This is a genomic window from Gordonia sp. G4 (assembly GCF_057770005.1).
Window position 1 is genome coordinate 3,710,942 of sequence record NZ_CM173442.1, and the last position, 23,447, is coordinate 3,734,388.

At 67.1% G+C, this 23,447-nt stretch carries 20 protein-coding genes and 2 tRNA genes; 5 read left to right on the forward strand and 17 right to left on the reverse strand.

Annotated features, from left to right (window positions below; genetic code table 11):
- Positions 1-109: 109 nt before the first annotated feature.
- From AC3B5T_RS16620 to orn, 5 genes are all read right to left on the reverse strand, one after another.
- Entirely contained in the window at positions 110-1,408 is a 1,299-nt protein-coding gene (locus AC3B5T_RS16620) for a dicarboxylate/amino acid:cation symporter (RefSeq protein WP_014926399.1), read from the reverse strand.
- Positions 1,409-1,573: 165 nt separating this feature from the next.
- The gene (locus tag AC3B5T_RS16625; protein ID WP_051129765.1) at positions 1,574-2,887 is read right to left on the reverse strand and encodes an RNA polymerase sigma factor; all 1,314 of its coding nucleotides are present in this window, start codon (positions 2,885-2,887) and stop codon (positions 1,574-1,576) included.
- Between the two features lie 3 nt (positions 2,888-2,890).
- Complete coding sequence (locus AC3B5T_RS16630; protein WP_010841666.1) at positions 2,891-3,235, reverse strand: YciI family protein; 345 nt, start codon at positions 3,233-3,235, stop codon at positions 2,891-2,893.
- A 169-nt stretch (positions 3,236-3,404) separates the two neighbouring features.
- Positions 3,405-3,477, reverse strand: a tRNA-His gene (locus AC3B5T_RS16635).
- Positions 3,478-3,579: 102 nt separating this feature from the next.
- On the reverse strand, positions 3,580-4,179 hold the full coding sequence (gene orn / locus AC3B5T_RS16640) for an oligoribonuclease (RefSeq protein WP_044506443.1): 600 nt from the start codon (positions 4,177-4,179) through the stop codon (positions 3,580-3,582).
- A gap of 62 nt (positions 4,180-4,241) precedes the next feature.
- Between orn and AC3B5T_RS16645 the strand changes: the two genes are divergently transcribed.
- Positions 4,242-5,837, forward strand: coding sequence for a helicase HerA-like domain-containing protein (locus AC3B5T_RS16645; protein ID WP_055474737.1), 1,596 nt, complete (start codon positions 4,242-4,244; stop codon positions 5,835-5,837).
- A 6-nt stretch (positions 5,838-5,843) separates the two neighbouring features.
- Here AC3B5T_RS16645 and cmrA read toward each other — a convergent pair whose 3' ends face one another.
- From cmrA to AC3B5T_RS16660, 3 genes are all read right to left on the reverse strand, one after another.
- Positions 5,844-6,650, reverse strand: a complete 807-nt coding sequence (cmrA, locus tag AC3B5T_RS16650; protein WP_055474738.1) for a mycolate reductase — start codon at positions 6,648-6,650, stop codon at positions 5,844-5,846.
- Positions 6,651-6,691: 41 nt separating this feature from the next.
- A complete protein-coding gene (locus AC3B5T_RS16655) occupies positions 6,692-8,755 on the reverse strand; it encodes an NADPH-dependent 2,4-dienoyl-CoA reductase (RefSeq protein WP_010841662.1) in 2,064 nt (687 codons plus the stop codon).
- A gap of 64 nt (positions 8,756-8,819) precedes the next feature.
- Complete coding sequence (locus tag AC3B5T_RS16660) at positions 8,820-9,368, reverse strand: PadR family transcriptional regulator (protein ID WP_055474739.1); 549 nt, start codon at positions 9,366-9,368, stop codon at positions 8,820-8,822.
- Positions 9,369-9,508: 140 nt separating this feature from the next.
- Between AC3B5T_RS16660 and AC3B5T_RS16665 the strand changes: the two genes are divergently transcribed.
- The gene (locus AC3B5T_RS16665; RefSeq protein ID WP_055474740.1) at positions 9,509-10,828 is read left to right on the forward strand and encodes a uracil-xanthine permease family protein; all 1,320 of its coding nucleotides are present in this window, start codon (positions 9,509-9,511) and stop codon (positions 10,826-10,828) included.
- On the opposite strand, the gene AC3B5T_RS16670 is transcribed toward AC3B5T_RS16665, so the two are convergent.
- The 3 genes from AC3B5T_RS16670 to AC3B5T_RS16680 form a co-directional block, all read right to left on the reverse strand.
- Positions 10,811-12,544: a hypothetical protein gene (locus tag AC3B5T_RS16670; protein WP_488357752.1), complete on the reverse strand. Its 1,734-nt coding sequence runs from the start codon at positions 12,542-12,544 to the stop codon at positions 10,811-10,813. The two genes, AC3B5T_RS16665 and AC3B5T_RS16670, sit on opposite strands and share 18 nt — an antisense overlap.
- Positions 12,544-12,921, reverse strand: coding sequence for a hypothetical protein (locus AC3B5T_RS16675; protein WP_055474742.1), 378 nt, complete (start codon positions 12,919-12,921; stop codon positions 12,544-12,546). Before AC3B5T_RS16675 ends, AC3B5T_RS16670 begins: the two co-directional genes overlap by 1 nt.
- A gap of 109 nt (positions 12,922-13,030) precedes the next feature.
- Positions 13,031-13,104: transfer RNA gene (locus tag AC3B5T_RS16680), tRNA-Arg, on the reverse strand.
- 135 nt (positions 13,105-13,239) lie between these two features.
- On the opposite strand from AC3B5T_RS16680, the gene AC3B5T_RS16685 reads away from it, so the two are divergent.
- The gene (locus AC3B5T_RS16685; protein WP_055474743.1) at positions 13,240-15,264 is read left to right on the forward strand and encodes a bifunctional copper resistance protein CopD/cytochrome c oxidase assembly protein; all 2,025 of its coding nucleotides are present in this window, start codon (positions 13,240-13,242) and stop codon (positions 15,262-15,264) included.
- Between the two features lie 12 nt (positions 15,265-15,276).
- Here the strand turns inward: AC3B5T_RS16685 and AC3B5T_RS16690 are convergent, their stop codons facing one another.
- Positions 15,277-15,861 carry a chorismate mutase gene (locus tag AC3B5T_RS16690; RefSeq protein ID WP_055474744.1) on the reverse strand — a complete coding sequence of 195 codons (585 nt, stop codon included), beginning with the start codon at positions 15,859-15,861 and terminating at the stop codon, positions 15,277-15,279.
- A 157-nt stretch (positions 15,862-16,018) separates the two neighbouring features.
- Here AC3B5T_RS16690 and AC3B5T_RS16695 point away from each other — a divergent pair, with 157 nt between their 5' ends.
- Positions 16,019-16,447 (forward strand): single-stranded DNA-binding protein, encoded by a 429-nt coding sequence (locus tag AC3B5T_RS16695; RefSeq protein WP_488357753.1) that lies wholly within the window; start codon positions 16,019-16,021, stop codon positions 16,445-16,447.
- A 35-nt stretch (positions 16,448-16,482) separates the two neighbouring features.
- Here AC3B5T_RS16695 and AC3B5T_RS16700 read toward each other — a convergent pair whose 3' ends face one another.
- The 5 genes from AC3B5T_RS16700 to AC3B5T_RS16720 are packed head-to-tail and all read right to left on the reverse strand — an operon-like array spanning position 16,483 to position 21,469.
- Positions 16,483-16,896, reverse strand: a complete 414-nt coding sequence (locus AC3B5T_RS16700; protein ID WP_055474755.1) for an ATP-binding protein — start codon at positions 16,894-16,896, stop codon at positions 16,483-16,485.
- A 40-nt stretch (positions 16,897-16,936) separates the two neighbouring features.
- The gene (locus tag AC3B5T_RS16705; protein WP_004019580.1) at positions 16,937-17,275 is read right to left on the reverse strand and encodes an STAS domain-containing protein; all 339 of its coding nucleotides are present in this window, start codon (positions 17,273-17,275) and stop codon (positions 16,937-16,939) included.
- Positions 17,275-19,251, reverse strand: coding sequence for a glycosyltransferase family 2 protein (locus tag AC3B5T_RS16710; RefSeq protein ID WP_055474756.1), 1,977 nt, complete (start codon positions 19,249-19,251; stop codon positions 17,275-17,277). The genes AC3B5T_RS16705 and AC3B5T_RS16710 overlap by 1 nt, the downstream gene beginning before the upstream one ends.
- Positions 19,248-20,480 carry a PP2C family protein-serine/threonine phosphatase gene (locus tag AC3B5T_RS16715; protein ID WP_055474757.1) on the reverse strand — a complete coding sequence of 411 codons (1,233 nt, stop codon included), beginning with the start codon at positions 20,478-20,480 and terminating at the stop codon, positions 19,248-19,250. The genes AC3B5T_RS16710 and AC3B5T_RS16715 overlap by 4 nt, the downstream gene beginning before the upstream one ends.
- On the reverse strand, positions 20,477-21,469 hold the full coding sequence (locus AC3B5T_RS16720) for a glycoside hydrolase family 26 protein (protein ID WP_055474758.1): 993 nt from the start codon (positions 21,467-21,469) through the stop codon (positions 20,477-20,479). Before AC3B5T_RS16720 ends, AC3B5T_RS16715 begins: the two co-directional genes overlap by 4 nt.
- Positions 21,470-21,743: 274 nt before the next feature.
- Here AC3B5T_RS16720 and ettA point away from each other — a divergent pair, with 274 nt between their 5' ends.
- Entirely contained in the window at positions 21,744-23,417 is a 1,674-nt protein-coding gene (ettA, locus tag AC3B5T_RS16725) for an energy-dependent translational throttle protein EttA (RefSeq protein WP_010841650.1), read from the forward strand.
- Positions 23,418-23,447: the final 30 nt, after the last annotated feature.

Below are 23,447 nucleotides of genomic sequence, written 5' to 3' on the forward strand. Positions count from 1 at the left end.
GACGTTACTGCGCACCGTCCTGATGTGCCGGGCTTCGGAGGCTTTTGAGGTCGAAGGTCCCGGAGGGTCGTCGACCGCTGTGGCTCGCCGTCCCGCCGGGAAACGCCCGTCAGTCGGCGTCGTCCGCGCGAGCGAACGCGCCGGAGTACTCGCTGACATCGATCTCCTCGGACACCACGGTCTTCTTGTCGTTGTAGACGTCGCGGTCGATCTCGTCGTCGGCGTTGGCCACGAGCATGGCGACGAAGGTGTCCCCGTTGACGTTGAGGAATGTCCGGAAGATGCCCGCGAACCAATCCACGGCGATGAGAATGCCCACGGCTTCGAGCGGGAGGTCGAGTGAGGTCGCGAGAAATGTTGCGATGACCGGGAATCCGCCGGGGACCGTGATCGTGCCCATGTTGAGCAGGATCGCGAGGCCCATTCCGAGCGCGATGTCGCCGACGGAGAGCTCGACGTTGCCTGCCTGGGCCAGGAACATGACGACGATCATGTAGTTGAGAACCGCGCCGTAGGAACCCATGGTGAGGCCGATCGAGAGCGTGAAGTTGGCGATCTTCTGACTCACGCCGATCTTCTCGACAGTGTTCTTGAGGACGGTGGGGAAGGTGACGGCCGAGCTCGTCGTGGTGATCGCGATGGTGGTCTGTTCCGCGAGTTTTCCCGGCAGCCGTGCCGGGTTGAGGCGGGTCCGGGCGGTGACGACCACGACGAACAGCACGAACAGGATCGCCACGCCGAGCGCCGTGGTGCCCAGGTACTTGACGGCGGTGGTCACCACCGAGAGCCCGACGTCGCCGGCGAGTGAGGCGAGAAGGCAGAACACACCGATGGGTGCGATGTACATGACCAGCCGGATCATCGTCAGGATGATCTGCTGGATCTGGTCGATGAACGTCAGGACGCGGTCGTCGCCGGACTTGGTGATCTGCATGCGCAGCGCGACGCCGAACAGCAACGCGAAGATGATGATCGGCACCATCGTGGCCGTGGACATCGCCTCGAAGACGTTCTTGGACACGAAATTGAGGAGCGTGTCCTGCCATCCTGTTGTCTGACCGGCCTCGTCTTCGAGTGTCGGGTCGAGCTCGCCGTCGAACACCATCCCGGCGCCGGGTCTGATCAGCACACTCAGTCCCCATGCCAGTACCGCCGCCACGACCGAGAATCCGAGCATCCACTTGACGGTCCGAAAGGCGATGCGGCCCGTGCCCGCGCCCGACATCGACGCTGTTGCCACGATCACCGACGCGAGAACGAGCGGCACGATGGACATCTGGATCAGGCGGATGAACATGTCGCCGATGAACTTCAGGTTGGCGGCCCACTCACCGACGACCAACCCGAAGATCAGGCCGGCGATCGCACCGAACCCGATCTGCAACGCGGGATGCTTCAACGCCTTCACGGACTCTCCTCGGACGCAGGGTGCGGCCGACGGCCGCGTGTCACGGCCTCTCGCCGAATGTGGGCGAGACGCTAGTGCGACGTCGCTTCGACGGTGTGTCATCGGTTTTACGGCCGGGTTTCGTCGCACGTCGGCGGGCGGAAGAATGCGGCTCCTGATGGGAGTTCACCGATCGGTCGGCGTCTCGTTCACGAGGCCCGACAGTGCGTCGGCGAGATAGTCGTCCTCGGCGACATTGCCGGGCAGCTCGAGCGCCCGACGGTACGCGTCGGCCGCGCCGCGGTCGTCGCCCAGTTCGGAGAGCGTGAGCGCCCGGGCGATGTGGAAGGGCCGGAAGCGGTCGAGCTGCTTGTCCGACCGCAACCGATCGAGCATCTCGATGCCACGAGCCATCCCGTAGGCGCGGCCGACGGCGACGGCGCGACCGACGCGCACCACGGGCCCGGGATCGTGTGCTTCCAGAAGCCGGTACAGGACCGCGATCTGTGTCCAGTCGGTCTCGGGGGCCGTGGGTGCTTCGGCGTGCACCGCGGCGATCGCGGCCTGGATCGTGTAGGGCCCGGCATCGGGCTGTGCCGCAGCGCTTTCGGCGAGTGTGATGCCCTCGACGGCGAGGTCCCGGTCCCACAGCTCGCGATCCTGGTCGCCCAGCGGAACGGGACGCCCGTCGGTGTCGAGTCGCGCCGGACGACGGGACTGGGTGAGCAGCAACAACGACAGCAGCCCGGTCGTCTCGGCGCGGGGGAGCAGCGAGCGCAGGGTTCGTGCGAGAGAGATCGCTTCGTCGGTGAGGTCGTCGCGTACGTGCGAGTCGCCGGCCGAGCGGGCGTAACCCTCGGAGAACATCAGATAGACCACCCGCAGGACCCCGCCGAGCCGGGCGGGGAGATCGTCCTCGTGCGGTGGGGTGAACGGAACACCCAGCGCGCCGATCCGTTTCTTGGCGCGCACGATTCGCTGCTGGGCCGTCGGGACCGGAATCAGCAAGGCGTGCGCGACCTCCGCGGTGGTCAGCCCGGCGACGAAACGCAGGGTGAGTGCGATCCGGTCCTCGGCGCGCAGCACGGGGTGGGTGCACGCGAAGAACATTCCGAGTCGTTCGTCGGGCAGTTCCGGTGGCGGCGCATCTGCCGGGTCCGCGAAATCCGGATGCAACGGTACGCGTTCGGTGTCGGCGTGCAGGCGGGCGAGCTTCCCGGCGAGGACGGATTCGCGGCGTATCACGTCGAGTGCCTTGCGTTTGGCCGTCGTCGTCAGCCACGCCTCGGGCGAGTCCGGTACCCCGGTTCGGGACCAGGTGGTCAGCGCCTGCGCGATCGCATCCTGCACGGCGTCCTCCGCGAGGTCGAGGTCGCCGAATCTCCTGGTGAGAGTGGCGAGTACACGCGCGCGGACGTCTCGGTCGACGGCGGACACCGCCCGGCGGGCCACGGATTCCGCGGACTCCGTGGTTGCCGGGCGGTGGGGAGGACTCGTCATCGATCAGTACGGTGCGAGCGGCCGGATCTCGACGTGACCGCCGGGCGCCGAGCCGGGGCTGCGTCGGGCCCACTCGATCGCCTCGTCGACGTTCGCGACGTCGATGACATAGACCCCGCCGACGAACTCCCGCACTTCCGCGAACGGCCCGGACGACGCCACCACCCGCTCGCCGCTGTCGTCGGTGTGCACGACCGCGCGCTCGTCCTCCAGAGCGAACGAATTGACCACGACGCCGGCCTTGGTGATCTCCTCGTCGAAGGCGAAGAACTCCTCGGGGCTCGCGCCCCCGTCCTCACCACACGCCGGATCGTTGACGTGTCCCATGAGCAGCAATGCGTACTTCATCGTTCCTCCAGTTCTCGGCCGCACTTCTCCGCCGATGTGGCTTCGGTGCCGAACCGGATCGGTCCGACACCATGGTGACGTACGGCGAGCACGGGTATCGACAGCAGGACGAAAAAAGTTCCGAGACGCGAAAAACCCCGCCTGCGGCTCGCAGGCGGGGTTTCGTCGGGGTGGATGACGGGACTCGAACCCGCGACAGCCAGGATCACAACCTGGTGCTCTACCAACTGAACTACATCCACCATCGGCGTCGGAAACCTGGGCATACGCGCCGGGCCTCAGAGCCATCAATACTCTAGCGGGTCGGTGCCGTAGAACTCCAATCGGTTACCGGACCAGCGTGTTCACGCGGGGCCGAGGTCCTTGACGATCTCGGCGAGGGCATCGGTGTCCGGGCCGGGAGCGGGTACGAACGCCGCCGCGCGGTAGTAGCGCAGCTCGCGGATCGACTCGCGGATGTCGGCGAGCGCCCGGTGCGCGAGGCCCTTCTCCGGCTGACCGAAGTAGACCTTCGGATACCAGCGTCGACACAGCTCCTTGATCGAGCTGACGTCGACCATGCGGTAGTGCAGGTAGGCGTCGAGTTCGGGCATGTCCCGGGTGATGAAACCGCGGTCGGTGGCGATCGAGTTGCCGGCAAGCGGCACCGCTCCGGCGGTGGTCACGTGCTCGCGGATGTAATCCAGGACCAGCTTCTCGGCCTCGGCGAGGGTGACCGTGGACGCCCGCACCTCCTCGGTGAGACCCGACGCCGCGTGCATCTTGGTCACGACGTCCGGCATCGAGGCCAGGGCGGCATCGTCGGCGTGGATCACGACGTCCACACCGTCGCCGAGGATGTTGAGGTCGCTGTCGGTCACGAGGGCCGCGATCTCGATGAGTTTGTCCGACTCGAGTCGGAGTCCGGTCATCTCGCAGTCGATCCACACCAGTTTGTCCTGCACCCGACAACCTTAGCCAACCTCATCCGCAGATCCGCGGGAGATCGGCGCCCGCGGGCTATCGTGTGCTCGTGACCGAAGCCTCCAGTCCCGCCGAGGGCAGTCCAGCACAGGGCAGTCCAGCACAGAGTGTCGCCGCCGGATACGCGTTCACCACACCCACACTCGAACTGGGGGCGGTCTCGGTCTCGGGGCAGGTCGATCCCGAGGCCAAGGTGCGTATCCCGTTGTCGATGATGAACCGGCACGGACTCGTCGCCGGAGCGACCGGGACCGGGAAGACCAAGACGTTGCAGCTGATCGCCGAGCAATTGTCGAGCAACGGCGTGCCGGTCGTCATGGCCGACATCAAAGGCGACCTGTCCGGGCTCAGCCGGGCTGGTGCGAGCAACGACAAGATCGTCGACCGAACCCAGCAGACCGGCGACGACTGGCAGCCCGCGGCACACCCGGTCGAGTTCGTCTCGTTGGGTTCGGACGGGATCGGGGTGCCGATCCGCGCGACCATCACCTCGTTCGGGCCCATTCTGCTCAGCAAGGTGTTGGGGCTCAACGCGACTCAGGAATCGACGCTGGGCCTGATCTTCCACTGGGCGGACAAGAAGGGCCTACCGCTTCTCGATCTCAAGGACCTGCGGTCGGTCATCGCATTCCTCACCGGCGACGAGGGCAAGGCCGAACTGAAAGGGATCGGCGGGGTGTCGCGACAGACCGCGGGCGTGATCCTGCGCGCGCTGACGTATCTCGAGGCCGACGGCGGTGACACGTTCTTCGGCGAACCCGAAGTCGATCCCGCCGACCTCATCCGGACGGCGGCCGATGGGCGCGGAATCATCACGCTGTTCGAGCTCGGCACCCAGGCGGCCCGACCCGCCCTGTTCTCCACCTTTCTCATGTGGATCCTGGCCGACCTCTTCGAGTTCCTGCCCGAGGTCGGCGACCTCGACAAACCCGAGCTCGTCTTCATCTTCGACGAGTCGCATCTGCTTTTCGACGACGCGTCGAAAGCGTTTGTGGACCAGGTCGTCCAGACGGTCAAACTGATCAGGTCGAAGGGCGTCGGCGTGTTCTTCTGCTCTCAGCTGCCGACCGACATCCCCAACGAGGTGCTCTCGCAGCTCGGTGCACGAGTCCAGCACGCGTTGCGTGCCTTCACCCCCGACGACCAGAAGGCGCTGCGCACGACGGTCAAGACCTACCCGGTGTCGGAGATCTACGACCTCGAGCAGGCGCTGACCTCCCTCGGCACGGGCGAGGCGATCGTGACGGTGCTGTCCGAGCGCGGCGCGCCGACACCGGTCGCCTGGACGGTGATCCGAGCGCCACGGTCGGCAATGGAGGCGATCGGCGCCGACGCGATCACGGGGGCCGCGAAATCCGGAGCGCTGTATGCGAAGTACGGCACGCCGGTCGATCGGGACTCCGCCTACGAGATGCTCGCGGCGAACACCCTCGGACCTGGTGAGTCCGCCGACGCGCCGGCGCCGGTTCCGACACCACCGCCTGCGCCCGCCCCGACACCCGCACCGGAGGAACCAGGGCTGCTGACCGAGGTGCTCACGAGCAAGCCGATGCAGAGTTTCCTGCGATCGGCGGCGAGCGCGGCCGGGCGTGAGTTCAGCCGCGCGATCTTCGGCACGGGGCGTCGCCGGCGGCGCTGACCGCCGTTATTCGGCGCTGAACTTGCGGTAGAACCCGCCGACGATCGGCGCCACCACTGCGCGTGGTGTGTATCCACCGGCGACCGACATCGCCTTCGACAGGCTGCCGGGTACTACGCGCATCTTGTTGTGCGCCAATGCATCCAGACTCATCTCGGCGACCTTGGCCGACGAGTGCCACAGAAAGTCCGGCACGACCTTGTCGACGATCGACGCCTCGTCGGGGGTGGGGGTGTGGGTACGTACCGGTCCGGGTGCGAGGAGGGTGACGTGGACGCCCTGCCCGGACACCTCACCGCGCAGCGACTCGCTGAAGCTGTTCACAAAAGCCTTCGACGCCGCGTACGTCGCATTGTTGGGGATCGGCATGTTCCCGGCCGCCGAGCCGACCATCAGGATGCCGCCCGAGCCGCGTTTCACCATCTGCGGCAGCACTGCCAGGGTGAGGTCGTGGACGGCGTTGACGTTCAACTGGACCTGCGCGCGTTCGTAGTCGGCGTCGAGGTCGGCGACCGGACCGAACGTCGCGATGCCCGCGTTGTTGCAGAGAATCGAGATGTCGCGACCAGCGAACTCGGCGGCCAGCACCTCTACCTTCGTCGGGTCGGACAGATCGACGGCACGGACCTCGACCGAGACCTCATGTGCCGTGCGCAGTTCGCCGGCGAGCTCTTCGAGAAGCTCACCGCGGCGGGCGACGAGGACCACCGAGTGGCCACGAGCGGCCAACGCGCGTGCTAGTTCCCGTCCGATCCCGGACGAGGCCCCGGTGACGACGGCGCGGGCGGTGGCGGAGGGCGGCGGTACCGGCATGTCGCAATGGTAGCCGCCGCCTCTCACGCCGAGGCCGACCGTCAGTCGATACCCGCGGCGACCTCGGTGCCCTGCCGGATCGCACGCTTGGCGTCGAGCTCGCCCGCGTAGTCGGCGCCGCCGATGACGTGTGTGGTGACACCGGCCAACGTCAACGGGTCGATGAGATCGCGTACCGATTCCTGGCCCGCGCAGATCACCACGTTGTCGACCTCGAGGACGCGGGTGTCGGTGACGTTGCCCTCGTCGTCGCGGAAGCTCAGATGCAGTCCCTGGTCGTCGATCTTGTCGTATGTGGCGCCGCTGATCTGCTCGACACCCTTCATCTTCATCGTCGCGCGATGCACCCAGCCGGTGGTCTTGCCGAGCGACTTGCCCTGCTTACCGGCCTTGCGCTGGACCAGGTAGACCTGGCGCACCGGGGGGAGCGGCCGCGGCTTGGTGACGAAGCCGGGCTTCTCCGGGTCCTCGGTGACGCCCCATTCCTGTTCCCATTCCTTGAGGTTCAAGGTCGGCGACTCATCGGTCGTGAGGAACTCGCTCACGTCGAAACCGATTCCGCCGGCACCGATCACGGCCACGCGTTTGCCGATCTCCCGATGCCCGAGCACCGCGTCGGCGTAGGACATCGCCATCGGGTGGTCGACGCCGGGGAAGCTCGGTATGCGCGGCACGACGCCGGTCGCGACGATCACGTCGTCGAACTTCTCGGCGATGATGGAGTCGGCGTCGGCGCGGGTGTTCAGCCGGACCTCGATGCCGAGCACCTCGATCTGGCGGGTGAAGTAGCGGATCGTCTCCTTGAACTCCTCCTTGCCGGGAATCTTTGAGGCGATGGAGAATTGGCCGCCGATCGCGTCGCCGCCCTCGAACAGGGTGACCTTGTGACCGCGTTGTGCGCCGGCCACGGCGGCCGACAGGCCGGCCGGGCCCGCGCCGATCACGGCCACGCGCTTGGCCTTTCGCGTCGGACCCAGGATGAGCGTGGTCTCGCGACCCGCGATCGGGTTCACCAGGCACGACACGTGTTTGCCGACGAAGGCATGGTCGAGGCAGGCCTGATTGCAGCCGATGCAGGTGTTGATCTCGTCGGACCGACCCTCGCGGGCCTTGTTCGCCAGGTGGGGATCGGCGAGGAACGGGCGGGCCATCTGGATGGCGTCGACGCGTCCGTTCGTGAGGATCTCCTCGCCGAGTTCGGGGGTGTTGATGCGGTTGGCCGCGATCAGCGGGATCGACACCTCGTCGCGGAGACGTTCGGTGAACTTCACGAATGCCCCGCGGGGCACCGAGGTCACGATCGTGGGGACCTGTGCCTCGTGCCAACCGATGTCGGTGTTGATCGCGTCGACGCCGTACTGCTCGGCCTTGCGCGCCATCAGTGCGACCTCGTCCCAGGTCTGTCCCTTGCGGATCAGGTCGGCGATCGACTGGCGCAGGATGACGGGGTAGTCGCGGGGAACCTGTCGGCGGATCTCCTTGATCACCTCGACCAGGAAACGCTGGCGGTTCTCGGTGTTGCCGCCCCATTTGTCGGTGCGATCGTTGGTGTGCGGGCAGAGGAACTGGTTGATGAGGTAGCCCTCGCCGCCCATGATCTCGATGGCGTCGTAGCCGGCTCTGCGGGCGAGCTTGGCGGACTGGCCGAACGACTTGATGACGTGGCGGATGATCGGCTCGGTCATCCGAAGGTGCTTGAACGGGTGGATCGGCGACGGATCGGTGCCGGGCGCGACCTTGAACGGGGTATAGCCGTAACGCCCGGCGTGGATCAGCTGCATGGCGATCTTGCCGCCCTCGTCGTGCACGGCTTTGGTCACGCGCTTGTGGCGGGTCATGTCGACGACGTTGGTCATCTTGCCGCCGGCGAACGCGAGCAGGCCGGTCCGGCTCGTGCCGAAACCGCCGGTGATGATCAGTCCCGCACCACCTTTGGCCCGCTCCGCGAAGTAGGCGGCCAGTTTGTCGGTGTCCCAGAACCGGTCCTCGAGGCCGGTGTGCATCGACCCCATGACCAATCGGTTCTCGATGGTCATGCCGCCGATCTGCAACGGCGTGAACAGGTGCGGATAGTGCTGGTTCGGTTGTGCCGTCGGGGCTGACATGGCGCGACCTTTCATCTCGGTGAACCTTGGTGGGCTGTGTAGTTGGGCTGCGAGCGTTGCGAACTCAGCTCTGGGACAGTTCGCGTTCGAGTCCGTGGATGACCTCGTCGCACCATTCGATGTATCCCTGCTCCTGCCGGATACCGCCACGGAGAACGAGGTACTGGTGCAGCTTGCGACCGGTGAGCGCGTCGGGATCGGGGTAGTAGTCGTCTTGGAAACCGGTGTAGAGCTTGAGCTGTGCGAGATGTTCGTCCCGGTGTGCCTTCAGTTCACCGATGATCGCGGCGAGGTCACCGAATTCCGCGGCCCGTAGCTTCACCCCGATGTCGCTGCGAACCGGTTGCAGCGGTGTCGGACTCATCGCCCAGTCGGCGAGAGCGTCACGGCCGGCGTCGGAGATCGTGTAGACCTTCTTGTCCGGGCGGCCGTCCTGGCTGATCGATTCGACGCTGACCAGGTCGTCGTCCAGGAGCTTCTTGAGCGTCCGGTAGATCTGCTGGTGAGTGGCCGACCAGAAGTAGCCGATGCTGCGATCGAACTGCTGACCGATCTCATAGCCCGTTCCCGGTCGCTCGGCCAGCGACACCAGAATCGCGTGTTCGAGCGCCATGAGTGCAAAATACCGTGCAACAACGCACTATGCAACAAGGTGTATATGAGTCGAGTTGCATATGCACGCCGTCTGGGCCGCGGGGGAGGCCCGACCCCGAAGTGAGGCGACGATGACCTCCGTGCCGCAGACTGTTCGGCATGGACGAACCGGAGACGAGGTCTCGGAATCTGCTGTCGTGGAAGCTGACCGACAACGTGGTGGTGGCACCGGAGGAACGGCTGACCTGGCCGCGCACGGTCAGCATCGGTCTGCAGCACGTGGTCGCCATGTTCGGCGCGACCTTCCTGGTACCAGTGCTGACCGGATTCCCGCCGTCGACGACGCTGTTCTTCTCCGGCGTCGGCACGATCCTGTTCCTGCTGATCACCCGCAACCGTCTGCCCAGCTACCTGGGTTCGAGCTTCGCCATCATCGCGCCGGTGACGGCCGCCGTCGCGTCCGACGGTGCGTCGTCGGCGCTGGGCGGGCTGGTGGCGGTCGGCGCGATGCTCGTGGTCATCGGACTCATCAGCCATTTCGCCGGCGTCCGATGGATCGAGACCCTGATGCCGCCGGTGGTGACCGGCGCGATCGTCGCTCTGATCGGTCTGAATCTCGCTCCGGCGGCCAAGAACAACTTCGTCGAGGACCCCGTTCTCGCAACCATCGTGCTGGTGTTGCTGGTCGCCTCCGCGGTCCTGTTCCGGGGCTTGCTCGGACGGCTCGCGATCTTCCTGAGCGTCGTGGTGGGTTATGTCCTCGCGCTGGTCCTCGACCGGATCGACAGCGACAACGACTTCATCGACACCTCCGGTATCGGCGATGCGGCGTGGATCGGTCTGCCCGATTTTCAGACACCCACCTTCGATCTGGGTGTCCTGCCGTTGTTCCTCCCTGTCGTGCTGGTGCTCGTCGTGGAGAACATCGGTCACGTCAAGTCGGTGGCGATGATGACCGGCAAGGACTACGACGCCACCATGGGTCGCGCACTGGCTGCGGACGGACTGGCCACGATGCTGGCCGGCAGCGGCGGCGGTTCGGCCACGACGACGTATGCCGAGAACATCGGCGTGATGTCGGCGACCAAGGTGTACTCGACCGCGGCCTACTGGGTGGCCGGCGGCGCCGCGATCCTGCTGGGGTTGTCGCCCAAGGTCGGCGCCGTGATCGCCGCGATTCCGCCCGGCGTGCTCGGCGGTGTCACGACGGCGCTCTACGGTCTGGTCGGCGTGATCGGCGTACAGATCTGGGTGAGCAACAAGGTCGACTTCTCCAAGCCGATCAACCAGTTCACCGCCGCGATCCCGCTGATCATCGGCATCGCCGACTACACCTGGCAGGTCGGCGACCTCGTCTTCGCCGGCATCTCCCTGGGGTCCGTCGCGGCGCTGGTCATCTATCACTCCATGCGACTCATCGGTCGATGGCGGGGGACGGTCGACGTCGGCAGAAATGGGCAGTCACCACGGGAGACGTAACGGAATGTCGGGGACCGGGCCCGGCAGGTCGATGTCGCCGTCGGCGCGATCGTTGAAGAGGTACAGCCACCACAGCGGGGCGGGCGCACCGAGAGGCGGCGGGAGTTCGGGGACGTCGGGCCGGCGCGGCACGTAGAGGTCGGGGTCTGCGCCGGTGATGACCTTCACCATGTTCTGGAAAGCCGTTGATTCCGGGTCATTCCAGTAGGCGCCGTGCGTGACGAGACCCCCATCGACCGTGCGTCCATTTCCGTCGACTGTGCGCCCGTTTTCGTCGACTGGGCGGCCGGTTACGTCGACTGTGCCGGTGTCGAGCCTGATCACGCCGGGCGCGGTGTCGGGGTCGTGGCCGTGGGGGTTCCCGGGGAAAGACTGCACGTAGTGGATCGGGTCGCCGGGAAAGGTGAGCGAGTACCGCTCGACGCCCGCGGGGTGCGGGGTGGCGTAGATGCCGGTGCCCGCCGATGAGGCGTAGACGACGCGGTCGGGGGACAGGCCGAGTTGTTCGGCCGAGCCCACGACCGATCCGCCGTAGCTGTGGCCGATGTAGGTGGTGGTCGCCGCGGGCGCGTGACGAGCGATCTCGGCGTCGAGTTCGGAACCGAACAACTCCAGACGGTGCGCCATCGCGGCGGCGAAGCTCGTGCTCGCCGCCGCGCGCAGGTCCGGCGGCAGGTCACCGTCGAGGTAGAGGAACACCGGGCCGCCCGTACGCGACGCGAGTTCGGTTGCAGCCGTGCGGTTGCGACCGACCACGGTGTCGAGAGTGGTGCCGGTACCGGGGACATAGGTCGCGGTGTTGGTGGTGTCGGACCGCAGCGATCCGATCATCTCGACCATGCGGCCCCGAGGTGTGTTGACGAAGGTGATGAAGGTCCGCTCGACGAGTCCGTCGTCGCCGCGGCGGGATGCTTCAGCGCTCGGTTCGGGCAGGGGGTCGAGCAGCCCCCGCAGAGTCCGAGCTCGGCGTCCCTGTCCGCGGCCGGCCTCGACCTCGTCGGCGAGCGCGTTGCGGATGTTGATCTCGTTGGCCTGGGCACGGATCGCGAACGGGACACCTGGCAGGTTCCCGATGACATGCGGGTTCGCCTGCATCAGGCGGCGCACATCGGCTGGGCTCATCCGTTCCACGACGTCCCGGACCTGGGTCGGCGTCAGCGTCTCCAACAATCGGACCGCCGCGTCGGCATCGGATGCCGTACCGCCCGGCAGCCGGACATCGGGCTGACCGGTGCTCATCGACGCGAGATCGGCGGCGAAACCCTCGAGTCGTTCGCCATAGCGTTCGTCGAGGATGTCCACGGTGTCGAGGGCGTCGGAGACGGAGGCCGCGAGAAGGGTGGCCTGTCCCCCGAGACCGGCGTCGGGGTGGGTGACGGTGCCGTCGTCGAAGACGGTGAAGCCCAGATTTTCTGCCCCTCGGACGACGCCCAACGCGAAGTCGCGCGCGTGGTCGAGGTCGGCGCCGGCGTCGGTCGCCTCGTCGGCGACCATGTGCAGCACGTTGCGTATCTCGCCGGCATGATCGTGTTCCGCCCAGATGACCTGATGCGCCGCATCATGCGTGTCACCCGACCACGACGACGCCGAGTCGAAGGCTCGGACCGCGGTATCGATGCCGGCGTCGAGGGACTCCGCGACACCGGACGCCGCAGAACCGGCGTCGGCGAACGACTGCGGACTCCACGCGCGCAACTGCGAGACGGTGGGCCGCATCAGCGGTCCTCGAGGTCGCGGAACCGCGCGCCCGAGCGGACGTCGGCGGCACTCGTCGACGCGTCGAACATCCGCAGCATTCTGCCCATCACGGTCAGGCGTTCGCCGATCGAGTCGACCGCCGAGCGCGCGGGGTGGGCGGTCGCGGACAGTGCCCGAGCGACCCGGCTCGACGGGCCGATGACCGCGCCGATGGCCTCGACATCAGCGGCGTGGATGGCGATCCCGGCAGACTGCCAGACGCGGGCGATCTCCTGGACCTCGGCGGGATCGACACCGAACAGCGAAGTCGCCGAGTCGGTTTGGTCACGTCGGCCCGCTGACAGCGGACCGGATGGCAGGGGCGGAAAACCGGAGAGTGGGCCGGGGAGCGTCATGATCCTCCAGGGGTCGCGACCCACCGATCTGTGGGGCAGGACTATGACGCACGGGGTGCCCTGAACGGTTCCCGTTCTGCCGCGCGCGGTCCGCGACAGACACGTGAGGTGCCCCCGGCAGGACTCGAACCTGCGACCTAGGGATTAGAAGGCCCTTGCTCTATCCACCTGAGCTACGGAGGCTGACCGGCGCGCGCGTGACGAGCGACACGAGGCGTCGGGCAGAGAGAGTCTACGACACGGCCGCGGGTATGCCGTGCGCCACCGCGGGCCAGGTCGAATTGGGATCGCGTCAGTTGCCGGTCCTACAGTTGAGGGATGACCCGCACGTCGACGCCCGCCTTCGCGGAGCAGCATCGCGACGCGATGAACGAACCGCGCGGCGTCGTCACCGCGATCCTGTGGGCATCGGGTTGGCTCGCCGCGATCGTCGCTGTCGCCGTCACCGCGATCTCCGCGGCGTCGGCACTCCGGCTGACCGGCGTGCCCGATCCCGGTCCGCTGACCACGTACGGGGCGCCGGCGCTCACTGCGGTCGGCGAGTTCGCCGCGGCGATCGCACTCGGCTCGGCCGTGTTCGCCGCGTTCTTCGTGCCGCCCCAGGCGAGCGGCGTCCTCGACGTCGGGGGATACCGCGCGATCCGGATCGGTGCGGCCAGCGCGTTGACGTGGTCGGTGTGTGCCCTCCTGCTCATGCCGCTGTCGGCCTCGGAGGTCAGTGGGGCGCCCCTGTCGGAGACGATCCGACCCGCCAACCTGCTCACCGCCTACAGCCAGGTCGCCGAAGTGCGCACGTGGTTCTGGACTGCGCTGTTCGCGCTGGTCGCGGCCATCATCGCGCGGATGACGCTGCACTGGGGTCCGACGATCGCGGTGACCGCGTTCTCCGTCTTCAGCCTGATGCCGTCGGCCCTGGCAGGCCACTCCTCGTCGGGTGGCAACCACGACGTCGCCACCAACAGCCTGATCCTGCACATCATCGGCGCGACGCTGTGGCTCGGCGGCCTCGCGGCGGTCGTGGTCTACGCCCTCGCCGATGGACACTGGCGTGCCCTGGCGGTCCGACGCTTCTCGCGCGTCGCGTTCTGGTGCATCCTCGTCGTCGGCGCCAGCGGTGTCGTCAACGCCCTGGTCCGGGTACCGCTGGGTGACCTGTTCACCGACACCTACGGCCGTCTCGTCGTGGCCAAGGTGGTGGCCCTCGTCGTGCTCGGCGGGCTGGGCGCCTGGCATCGCCGGGTGACCATTGCGCAGCTGGACTCCGACGAACGGCCCTCGCTGTTCGTACGGTTCGGACTCGTCGAGTTGGCGGTGTTCGCCGCGACCTTCGGTCTCGCCGTGGGTCTGGGCCGGACGCCGCCGCCCGTCGTCGACACCGCGCAGATCTCCGCGACCGAGAACGCCATCGGGTACGACCTCGACGGTGCGCCGACGTTCGTCCGACTCCTCACCGAGTGGCGCTTCGACCTGATCTTCGGGCTCGCGGCCATCGTGCTCGCCGTCGTGTATCTGCGTGGTGTCATCCGCCTGAGGCGCCGCGGTGACGCCTGGCCGGTCGGACGTACCGTGGCGTGGGTCCTCGGATGTCTGCTGCTGTTGCTGGCGACGTCGTCGGGCTTCGGCCGCTACGCCCCGGCGATGTTCAGCATCCACATGATCGCGCACATGCTGATGTCGATGATGGTGCCGGTACTGCTGGTGCTCGGCGGCCCGGTGACGCTCGCGCTGCGGGCACTCCCGCCGGCCGGCCGGGGCAATCCGCCGGGCCCGCGCGAATGGATTCAGCTGGGTGTGCACTCGGCGCCGTCCCGGATCCTGACCCACCCGCTGATCGCCGCGATCATGTTCGTCGGCAGCTTCTACGTCCTTTATCTGGGCGGTCTGTACGAGGCCGTGGTCCAGTATCACGCGGCGCACCTGCTGATGAACCTCCACTTCCTGCTCAGCGGCTACCTGTTCTACTGGCTGGTCATCGGCATCGACCCGGCGCCGCGTCAGGTGTCACCGGTGGCGAAGCTCGGCATCGTGATGGCCTCGATACCGTTCCACGCGTTCTTCGGCATCGCGCTCATGATGACGACGGCGGTCATCGCCGAGGCCTACTACCGTGGACTGAATCTCCCGTGGAACTACGACCTTTTCGACGACCAGCGCGTCGGCGGCGGAATCGCCTGGGCCGCAGGCGAGATCCCGCTGGTGGTGGTCCTGCTCGCGCTTTTCGTTCAGTGGCAGCGCAGCGACACCCGGCAGGCGCGACGCTACGACCGCAACGCGGAACGCGACCACGACGCCGACCTCGGTAGCTACAACGAGATGCTCAAGGAACTCAACAAGCGCGGTTGAGCGCCGACAGGCTCAGCCGGACCCGGTCGGCACCGCGCAGACCGACGACCCGGCTTGGATCAGGGCACTGATGTGCAGCGCATCGAAGTTGAAACCGTCTGCGGCCGCAGCGGATGCGGCGATCAGCGCCGGTGGGCACCGAAGACTCGTCACGAGTTCGCCCGCGGCCGCCAGTTCGTCGACGATGGCGACGTTGAACTCGTTGATCGCCGTCCGGACCGGGTCGAGATCCGGTGTCGCGGGCGGCGCCGTCTGACCGGGTAGCTGCCACCGGGCGAACAGCCCGCGCTGTACGGTCTTGCTCGCCTCGATCTGGTCGCGGAACACGCTGCGGACGTAGGCGGGGTCGAGGTCGCGATCGAGCGCCAACTGCGACACCGTGTCGAGGACCACCTGTTCGCGTGCCGGGTCGTCGATCGCCGCGCCGGATGCCCACTTGGTCGCGGCGACGGTGTCGGCGAGTGCGAGTCGGCCGGCGATCGCCTCGGTCAGACCCGTCAACTCAGTCTGTGTACTCGGGGCCGCACCCGAGAGGGGCGGCGCAACCAGCATGATGGTCGCCGCGATCAGACCGACCAGGAACACTCGCATCCGCATTCCGCGAGTCTAGGGCGCCGAGCGCCGGGTGCACCGAGATCTGTGGGTAACCCGCCGAGTTCTCCACAGCCGCTCTAGCTCGGCGTCTGACGGGGTCGTCGGGGGTGATGCTGATGCGGCCACACCTTCCCGTGGCCGACACCCGTAGGAGACGACCATGTTTGAGACGTACACGACCGTCATCGGAACCGTAGTGTCCGATCCCCGCCGGCGGCAGACGACCACCGGCGAGGACGTGATCTCCTTCCGCGTGGCGTGCACCTCGCGCCGCATCGACAAGAGCACCGGCGAGTGGAGCGACGGGCCGACGCTGTATCTCACGGTCAGCTGCTGGCGACGCCTGCTCACCGGTGTCGGCCTGGCGATCGCCAAGGGGAGGCCGGTGATGGCGCACGGTCAGATCAAGACCAACGAGTACCCGTCGGCGGACGGGTCACGGCGCTCCGACCTCGAGATGACCGCGGTGGCCGTCGGACTCGACCTGAGTCGCTGTGTCGTCACCTATCGGGGCACACCCGCCCAGGGGCGCGGAGCCGATGCACCGGTCCCGGCGACCGCCCAAGCAACCCAGGAGTCGGCAGCGTGACCCGAGGGCACCGGGGTTGGTGACGCGGAAACGGTTCAGGCCGAACGGTTCCGGACCAGGCGCCAGTGGTTCTTGCCGTCGGCGCGGCGGTAGGCGAGTTCGTCGAGGACGTTGATCGCGATGGCCAGTCCTCGACCGCGTTCGGCGAAGTCGTCGGGCAGGCTGACCGCGTCGAGATCGACGCGAGCGGGGTTCCCGTCGTCGGAGTAGCGGGCCTCGATCCGATCAGCTGTGACCTCGAGTTCGAGACGCAACGTGACGGTGGAGCCCTCACGGGCGTGTTCGACGATGTTCGCGCCGATCTCGGCGACCGCGAGTTCGAACTGCATGGCGTCCATGTCGTCGATGGGGCACTCGGCGAGGAGGTCGGCGAGCAGTGCGTGGATGTGGTCCATCGTCTCGAGGGAGGTGATCTCCTCGAGGTTGCGGGTCGCGGTGTTCTCGGTCATCGCGGAGTCCTCGATCTCTGGGTGAGCGGGTCGATACCCGTCAGGCCCCGTCGAATGCGGAATCGGCGGACGGGTGCACGCGGAGAACGCGATTGAGATTGGTCAACTCGAGCACGGTGACCACCTGCGGTGTGGGGGCGGCGATCCGCAGGTCGCCGCCCGCCTGGCGCGCCACCTTGAGACCGGAGACGAGCGCGCCCAGTCCCGACGAATCGATGAAGTCGGTGCCGGACAGGTCGACGACGATCCTCGACGATCCCGACCCGACCAACTCGTGCAACTGGTCTCGCAGTCGTGGGGCGGCAACCATGTTGAGCCGGCCCTCGGGTCGGATCACCACGGCACCCCCGTCGACGCTGCGGGTTGCGAAATTCGCCATCACTGCCTTTCCTCATCGGGACCGCGGTAACGCACCGCGATGATGACAACGCTCAGGATCACCAGGTCGAACAGTACCCAGAACAGGTTCACACCCACACCGAGAACGGAGATGGCGCCCCGGTACAGCTGCACGATGCCGATCACCGACGCCACCACGAGTACCGCCATCGCGATCAGCTGTGGCCGAACGATGTGCCACGGCAGCGCATCCTGCGACTGTTTGGTCTTCGGGGTGACCGCGAATCCGAGTGGACGGTTCATGTAGACGTTGCGGAATGCCGTGGTACAGGCCTTGATCCACACCGGGAACAGCGCGAGGCTGTACTGCTGACCGCGCCACGTCGGCGTGCCCCGGGCGACCACCAGGAACAGCAGTTGATTGACCACGAGGAACGGGATGAGCCGCAGGAAGAAGTCCCAGCTGTAGGCCTGCACGGGCAGGATGCCCAGCACCAGGTAGACCACCGGTGCCGCGATGTAGGCGATGGCCGCGAACCCGGCGAGATAACTCCACATGGTCGCCCAGTACATGAGCCGCTGGGTGATGGTGAGGCCCTTCTGGACCAGCGGGTTCTCCCGCAACATCACCTGGATCGTGCCCTGTGCCCACCGGAGCCGCTGTGTCACCATCGTTTTCAGGTCCTCGGGCGCCAGGCCGAAGGCAAGGTTCTCGTGATGGTAGGCGGAGTTCCAGCCGAGGGCGTGCAGACGCATGCAGGTCGCCATGTCCTCGGTCACCGAGATGGTGGCGAGGGGCAGCATGGGTTGGGCCTCGTCGGATCTCCCGACGTCGACGGCCTCGACCATGGCGCGGATCGATTCGATGGCACCCAGCGGAGACCACTCGCGCTCGGCGAGGACCGCGAGCGCGTCGTAGTCGACGGCGCCGGCGCCCGGTTCCTGTTCGCTCAGCTCGGTGAGCGCCTCGATCGCCTCCAGATCGGCACGCATCGCCTCGACATCGGCGTCGGCGAGGCCGCGCGCCGCCTCGTCGACGCGGGCCTGGAACCGGTAGGTGATGTCGGCCAGCGGTTCCTTCTTCTTCAGCTGTGCGCGTGCGTCTTTGACCGCCGCGTCGACGGCATCGAGGGCGGCCGTGACGGTGGGGTTGTCGCGCCCCACCTGTTTGCGCGTCGACTTGAGCACCGACCGCGCGGTGCGCAGGGCTCGATCGATGCCGTCGGCGACGGCGGAGACGTACTGGGTGATGCCCAGCTGCATCAACGCCTCCCGGCGCAGCACCGCGTTGGACCCGCAGAAGAACGCGGCGTTCCAACCGTCCTTGCCCTGCTGGATCGGCCCGTAGAACAGCGGCGCCTGACTGCCGAGCGGGTCCGAGGGCGGGACGTTGACGAAGTACTGCGGCGTCTGGACGAGGGCCATCTTCTCGTCGTGGAAGTAACCGAGCGTCCGATCCAGGATCTGGGGTTCGGGGATCTGGTCGGCATCGAGGATGAGCAGGAACTCACCGTCGGTCTGCATCAGCGCGTTGTTGAGGTTGCCGGCCTTGGCATGGCGCGGCTTGTCCAACCAGTTCGACGACCGGGTGATGTACCCGATGCCCGCCCGCTCCGCCGCGTCGGCGATCTCGGCCCTGTCACCGTCGTCGAGGATCCATGTCGTGTGCGGATACGTGATCGCCTTCGCCGCGACAGCGGTCCTCATCACGAGATCCAGCGGCTCGTTGTAGGTGGTGATGAAGACGTCCACCGTGGCGCCCTCGGGTGGGGAAGGTGGTTCGGGGCGGTGCTGCAGCCGCCACATCGTCAGACCGAACAGCAACGAGTCGATCAGGCTGTACGTCTCGGCGACGACGAGCGGCACCGCGATCCACCACGCGTCCCAGTTCACCGAGGCCAGCCAGCGCCACACGATGTAGTTGAGTCCGAGGATCGCGGCGGCGACGATCAGCAGGCGCAACCACGGCGACGGCGCCGTCCGTGCGAGGGTGGCCTCCTCCACGCTCTCGCTCATCCGGTCTCGTCACGCCGGATGGCCACGACGGTCACGTCGTCGATCGGCGATCGCGAGGCCACGAGCTCGCTCACCATCGAGCAGACCTCCGAAGGTGTGGCGGTCTCGTCGAAGAGCGCGCGCAGCGCCGCCTCGTCGCCGGACGGCAGCAGGTCCAGCAGACCGTCGGAGGTGATGATCAGCATGTCGCCCGGGCCCAGGTCGACCCGTGCGGTGTCCCAGGTCTCGTCGCGCAGGATGCCGATCGGCAATCCGCCGCCGTTCAATGACTCCACCTGACCGCCGACCCGGCGGACGACCGACAGGCCGTGTCCGGCGTCCACGTATTCGAGCCGGCCGTCGTCGGTGCTCAGCCGCGCGTGGAACGCGGTCGCGAACGTCTCGGTGCCGGCGAAGTCGTCGGCGAGCTGGTCGGCGACCGTGCCCACCACCTGTGCGAGGTCGGTGTCGGTCGCGTCCCGCGCGGCGGCATCGAGGGCACGGGATGCCGCGCGGATCGCCGACCGGACCGTCGCCGTGAGAATCGCCGCGCCGAGGCCCTTGCCCATCACGTCGGCGACGGTGAACACCAGGCCGCCGCTCCACGGGTAGTGGTCGTAGAAGTCTCCGCCGACGGCGAAGGCGGGCAGGCACATCGCCGCGATCGACCAGCCCGGGACGACGTCGAGGGGCGGCGGCAACAACTGGCGCTGCACGAGCGCGGCGCGTTCCAGGTCGTCGGTGTTGGTGATCTCCCGTTGTGCCCACGCGGCCATCTCGCGGAAGGCCGCGTGCTGGTCGGCGGTCAGCTCGCGCGGTCGGGTGTCGTAGAGGCAGAACGTCCCGACAGGGTGCCCGCCGGGGCCGTACAGCGGATACCCCGCGTAGAAGCGGATGCCGTCCTCGGCGGCGATCTGGGGGATTGCGGCGAAGGTCGGGACCTTCGAGAGGTCGGGGATGATGAGGGCCGGGTCCTCGGGGTGCTCGTAGGCGCGGGCCACGGTCACCTGGCAGACCGTCTGCTCGCGCGGCAGGTCTTGCAGCTCGATGCCGTCGGACGCCTTGAACCACTGTCGATCGCGGTCGAGCAGTGACACCGTCGACATCGGTACGCCGAACACGGCTTTCGCCATGCGGGTGATCTGCGCGAACCGGTCCTCCGGCGGCGAGTCGAGAACGTTCAGCTGCTGCATCGAGTGCAGGCGTGCCTCTTCGAGGTCGGCGTCGATGTGTGCGTCCATCACAGTCACCTGAGTCCTGCTTCCTCGAGTGCGCGCGCCATCGCCGCGCCCGCTGCTGCCGTGCTGCCCAAGTTCCAGTCCGCTTCCTTGTCGTGGTCGAACCAGACGAAGCCGGTGACGTCGTCGGCCCTGTCGAGGTAGGTCACCAGGTCCGCGATCCATTCGGCCTTGGAACCACCGGCTTCCGCCGATCCGACCTCTGTGACGAGTATCGGTTTCTCCGGCGACAAGTTACGAAGCTGGACCAGCGAACCGGAGAACAGCTCCTCCGGCGGAGTCCATCGATGGCCGGGCACCGCTCCCCAGTTGTAACCGTCTATCCCCAGGACGTCGACGTACCCGTCTCCCGGATACCAGCGGGACAGGGGAGCGTCGTCGGCGAGGGGGACGTTCGGAGCCCATACCCACTTCACATTGCTCGCGTTCTTGGAGGCGAAGAGGTCGTGCACATGCCGCCACGCGGCGATGTAGAGCTCGGGTGGAGTCCCGCCCGCGGGACTCCACGGGTACCAGTCGCCGTTCGGTTCATGCGCGAACCGCAGGTAGACGACCTGGCCCCAGGCGCGGAGTTCGTCGGCCCAGCGGTACAGGTAGTCGTCGTGGGTCCCGGCGACGATGGAGGACATCGAGAACGCGCCCCGGTCGTAGTCGTCGCCACCGAGATGGCGCCACGGCTCCCAGGTGACCACCGGCTCGGCGCCCGCCGCGACCACCGCATCGAGGGCGGCGATCGGGGGGATGGCGGTGAAGTCCTCGAAGAAGAGATTGACGGTCGGCCGTACCCCGACCAGCTCCGTGACCGCGGCGACCTCGGCCGGCCGGAGCGGGCCGCTCGGGGTGCTGACTCCGAACCGCAGGCAGTCCCCGGCCGGGCCGGACAGGGGTGAGATCGTCGTCGGACACTCTCGTGGCGGCGGGCCGCAGGCGATGACACCCATGGAGCCGACCATCACGCCCACAACCACGGAGACGATCGTCCACCTGGGTACCCCACCCATCGACCGCTCCCATCTCCTCGACGCCGTGCACCGGCACGGCGTCCTCACCCCAGCCCCTCCCTCTTTCCCCACGACATTGTCCCGGCAAACCGTCTCACTTGCGCGCCGACCCGCGAAAGTCGGCGCACAGCGAACCGGTCGCAGCCCACCGGGCCGCCGCCCGGCAACCGGCGGCGACTAGGCTGGATTCATTGTGTGTGCGCTCTCAGCGCCCACCCCCCGCCTCCGCGGCTGACAATCACACGGCATCGAACAGGTCCTAAGGAGTTTTCACGTGGCTGAGTTCATCTACACGATGAAGAAGGTTCGCAAGGCACACGGCGACAAGGTCATCCTCGACGACGTCACCATGTCCTTCTACCCGGGCGCCAAGATCGGCGTCGTGGGACCCAACGGCGCCGGAAAGTCGTCGATCCTGAAGATCATGGCGGGTCTCGACCAGCCGTCGAACGGTGAGGCCTTCCTCGACCCCGACGCCACCGTCGGCATCCTGCTCCAGGAGCCGCCCCTCAACGAGGAGAAGACGGTCAAGGAGAACGTCGAAGAGGGGATGGGCGAGATCAAGGTCAAGCTCGACCGCTTCAACGAGATCGCCGAGCTGCTCGCCACCGACTACTCCGACGAGCTGATGGAGGAGATGGGCAAACTCCAGGAAGACCTGGACAACAACGACGCCTGGGACCTCGACTCGCAGCTCGAGCAGGCCATGGATGCCCTGCGCTGCCCGCCGGCCGACTCCCCGGTCACCCACCTCTCCGGTGGTGAGCGGCGCCGCGTCGCGCTGTGCAAGCTGCTGCTGCAGAAGCCCGACCTCCTGCTGCTCGACGAACCGACCAACCACCTCGACGCCGAGTCGGTGCTGTGGCTGGAGCAGTTCCTCGCGAGCTACCCGGGCGCCGTGCTGGCCGTGACCCACGACCGGTACTTCCTCGACCACGTCGCCCAGTGGATCTGTGAGGTCGACCGCGGCAAGCTGCACCCGTACGAGGGCAACTACTCGACCTACCTGGAGAAGAAGGCCGAGCGTCTCGAGGTCCAGGGCAAGAAGGACCAGAAGCTGCAGCGGCGCCTGAAGGAGGAGCTCGCGTGGGTTCGTTCGGGCTCCAAGGCCCGACAGACCAAGAACAAGGCGCGACTCTCCCGCTACGAGGAGATGGCTGCCGAGGCCGAGAAGACGCGGAAGCTCGACTTCGAGGAGATTCAGATCCCGACGCCGCCGCGTCTGGGCGACGTCGTCGTCGAGGTCTCCCACCTGGACAAGGGCTTCGAAGGCCGGGTTCTCATCAAGGATCTGTCCTTCACCCTGCCGCGCAATGGCATCGTCGGTGTGATCGGACCCAACGGCGTCGGCAAGACGACGCTGTTCAAGACCATCGTCGGGCTCGAGCAGCCCGATTCGGGCACCGTGAAGGTCGGCGAGACGGTCAAGCTGAGTTACGTCGACCAGAGTCGCGCCAACATCGACCCGAAGAAGAACGTCTGGGAGGTCGTCTCGGACGGACTCGACTACATCGAGGTCGGCCAGAACGAGATGCCCTCGCGGGCCTACGTCAGTGCCTTCGGTTTCAAGGGGCCGGACCAGCAGAAGAAGGCCGAGGTCCTCTCCGGCGGTGAGCGCAACCGCCTGAATCTCGCGCTCACCCTGAAAGAGGGCGGCAACCTGATCCTGCTCGACGAGCCGACCAACGACCTGGACGTCGAGACCCTCGGTTCCCTGGAGAACGCGCTCGAGAACTTCCCCGGCTGCGCCGTGGTCATCAGCCACGACCGCTGGTTCCTCGACCGGACCTGTACCCACATCCTGGCGTGGGAGGGCAACGTCGAAGAAGGCAAGTGGTTCTGGTTCGAGGGCAACTTCGAGGCCTATGAAGCGAACAAGGTCGATCGCCTCGGCGCCGATGCCGCCCGCCCCCATCGGGTCACCCACCGCAAACTGACTCGCGATTAATCCCGGCCCCGTCCGGCACGGGTGACTAGC

What these genes read in the sequence shown, in the direction of transcription:
- AC3B5T_RS16630 (WP_010841666.1), bottom strand. Translation starts at nt 3,235, where the DNA reads ATGAAGTACGCATTGCTGCTCATGGGACACGTCAACGATCCGGCGTGT.
- AC3B5T_RS16625 (WP_051129765.1), bottom strand. Translation starts at nt 2,887, where the DNA reads ATGACGAGTCCTCCCCACCGCCCGGCAACCACGGAGTCCGCGGAATCC.
- cmrA (WP_055474738.1), bottom strand. Translation starts at nt 6,650, where the DNA reads ATGCCGGTACCGCCGCCCTCCGCCACCGCCCGCGCCGTCGTCACCGGG.
- AC3B5T_RS16660 (WP_055474739.1), bottom strand. Translation starts at nt 9,368, where the DNA reads ATGGCGCTCGAACACGCGATTCTGGTGTCGCTGGCCGAGCGACCGGGA.
- AC3B5T_RS16675 (WP_055474742.1), bottom strand. Translation starts at nt 12,921, where the DNA reads ATGACGCTCCCCGGCCCACTCTCCGGTTTTCCGCCCCTGCCATCCGGT.
- AC3B5T_RS16695 (WP_488357753.1), top strand. Translation starts at nt 16,019, where the DNA reads ATGTTTGAGACGTACACGACCGTCATCGGAACCGTAGTGTCCGATCCC.
- AC3B5T_RS16690 (WP_055474744.1), bottom strand. Translation starts at nt 15,861, where the DNA reads ATGCGGATGCGAGTGTTCCTGGTCGGTCTGATCGCGGCGACCATCATG.
- AC3B5T_RS16720 (WP_055474758.1), bottom strand. Translation starts at nt 21,469, where the DNA reads ATGGGTGGGGTACCCAGGTGGACGATCGTCTCCGTGGTTGTGGGCGTG.
- AC3B5T_RS16705 (WP_004019580.1), bottom strand. Translation starts at nt 17,275, where the DNA reads ATGGCGAATTTCGCAACCCGCAGCGTCGACGGGGGTGCCGTGGTGATC.
- AC3B5T_RS16655 (WP_010841662.1), bottom strand. Translation starts at nt 8,755, where the DNA reads ATGTCAGCCCCGACGGCACAACCGAACCAGCACTATCCGCACCTGTTC.
- AC3B5T_RS16670 (WP_488357752.1), bottom strand. Translation starts at nt 12,544, where the DNA reads ATGCGGCCCACCGTCTCGCAGTTGCGCGCGTGGAGTCCGCAGTCGTTC.
- AC3B5T_RS16665 (WP_055474740.1), top strand. Translation starts at nt 9,509, where the DNA reads ATGGACGAACCGGAGACGAGGTCTCGGAATCTGCTGTCGTGGAAGCTG.
- AC3B5T_RS16700 (WP_055474755.1), bottom strand. Translation starts at nt 16,896, where the DNA reads ATGACCGAGAACACCGCGACCCGCAACCTCGAGGAGATCACCTCCCTC.
- AC3B5T_RS16685 (WP_055474743.1), top strand. Translation starts at nt 13,240, where the DNA reads ATGACCCGCACGTCGACGCCCGCCTTCGCGGAGCAGCATCGCGACGCG.
- AC3B5T_RS16710 (WP_055474756.1), bottom strand. Translation starts at nt 19,251, where the DNA reads ATGAGCGAGAGCGTGGAGGAGGCCACCCTCGCACGGACGGCGCCGTCG.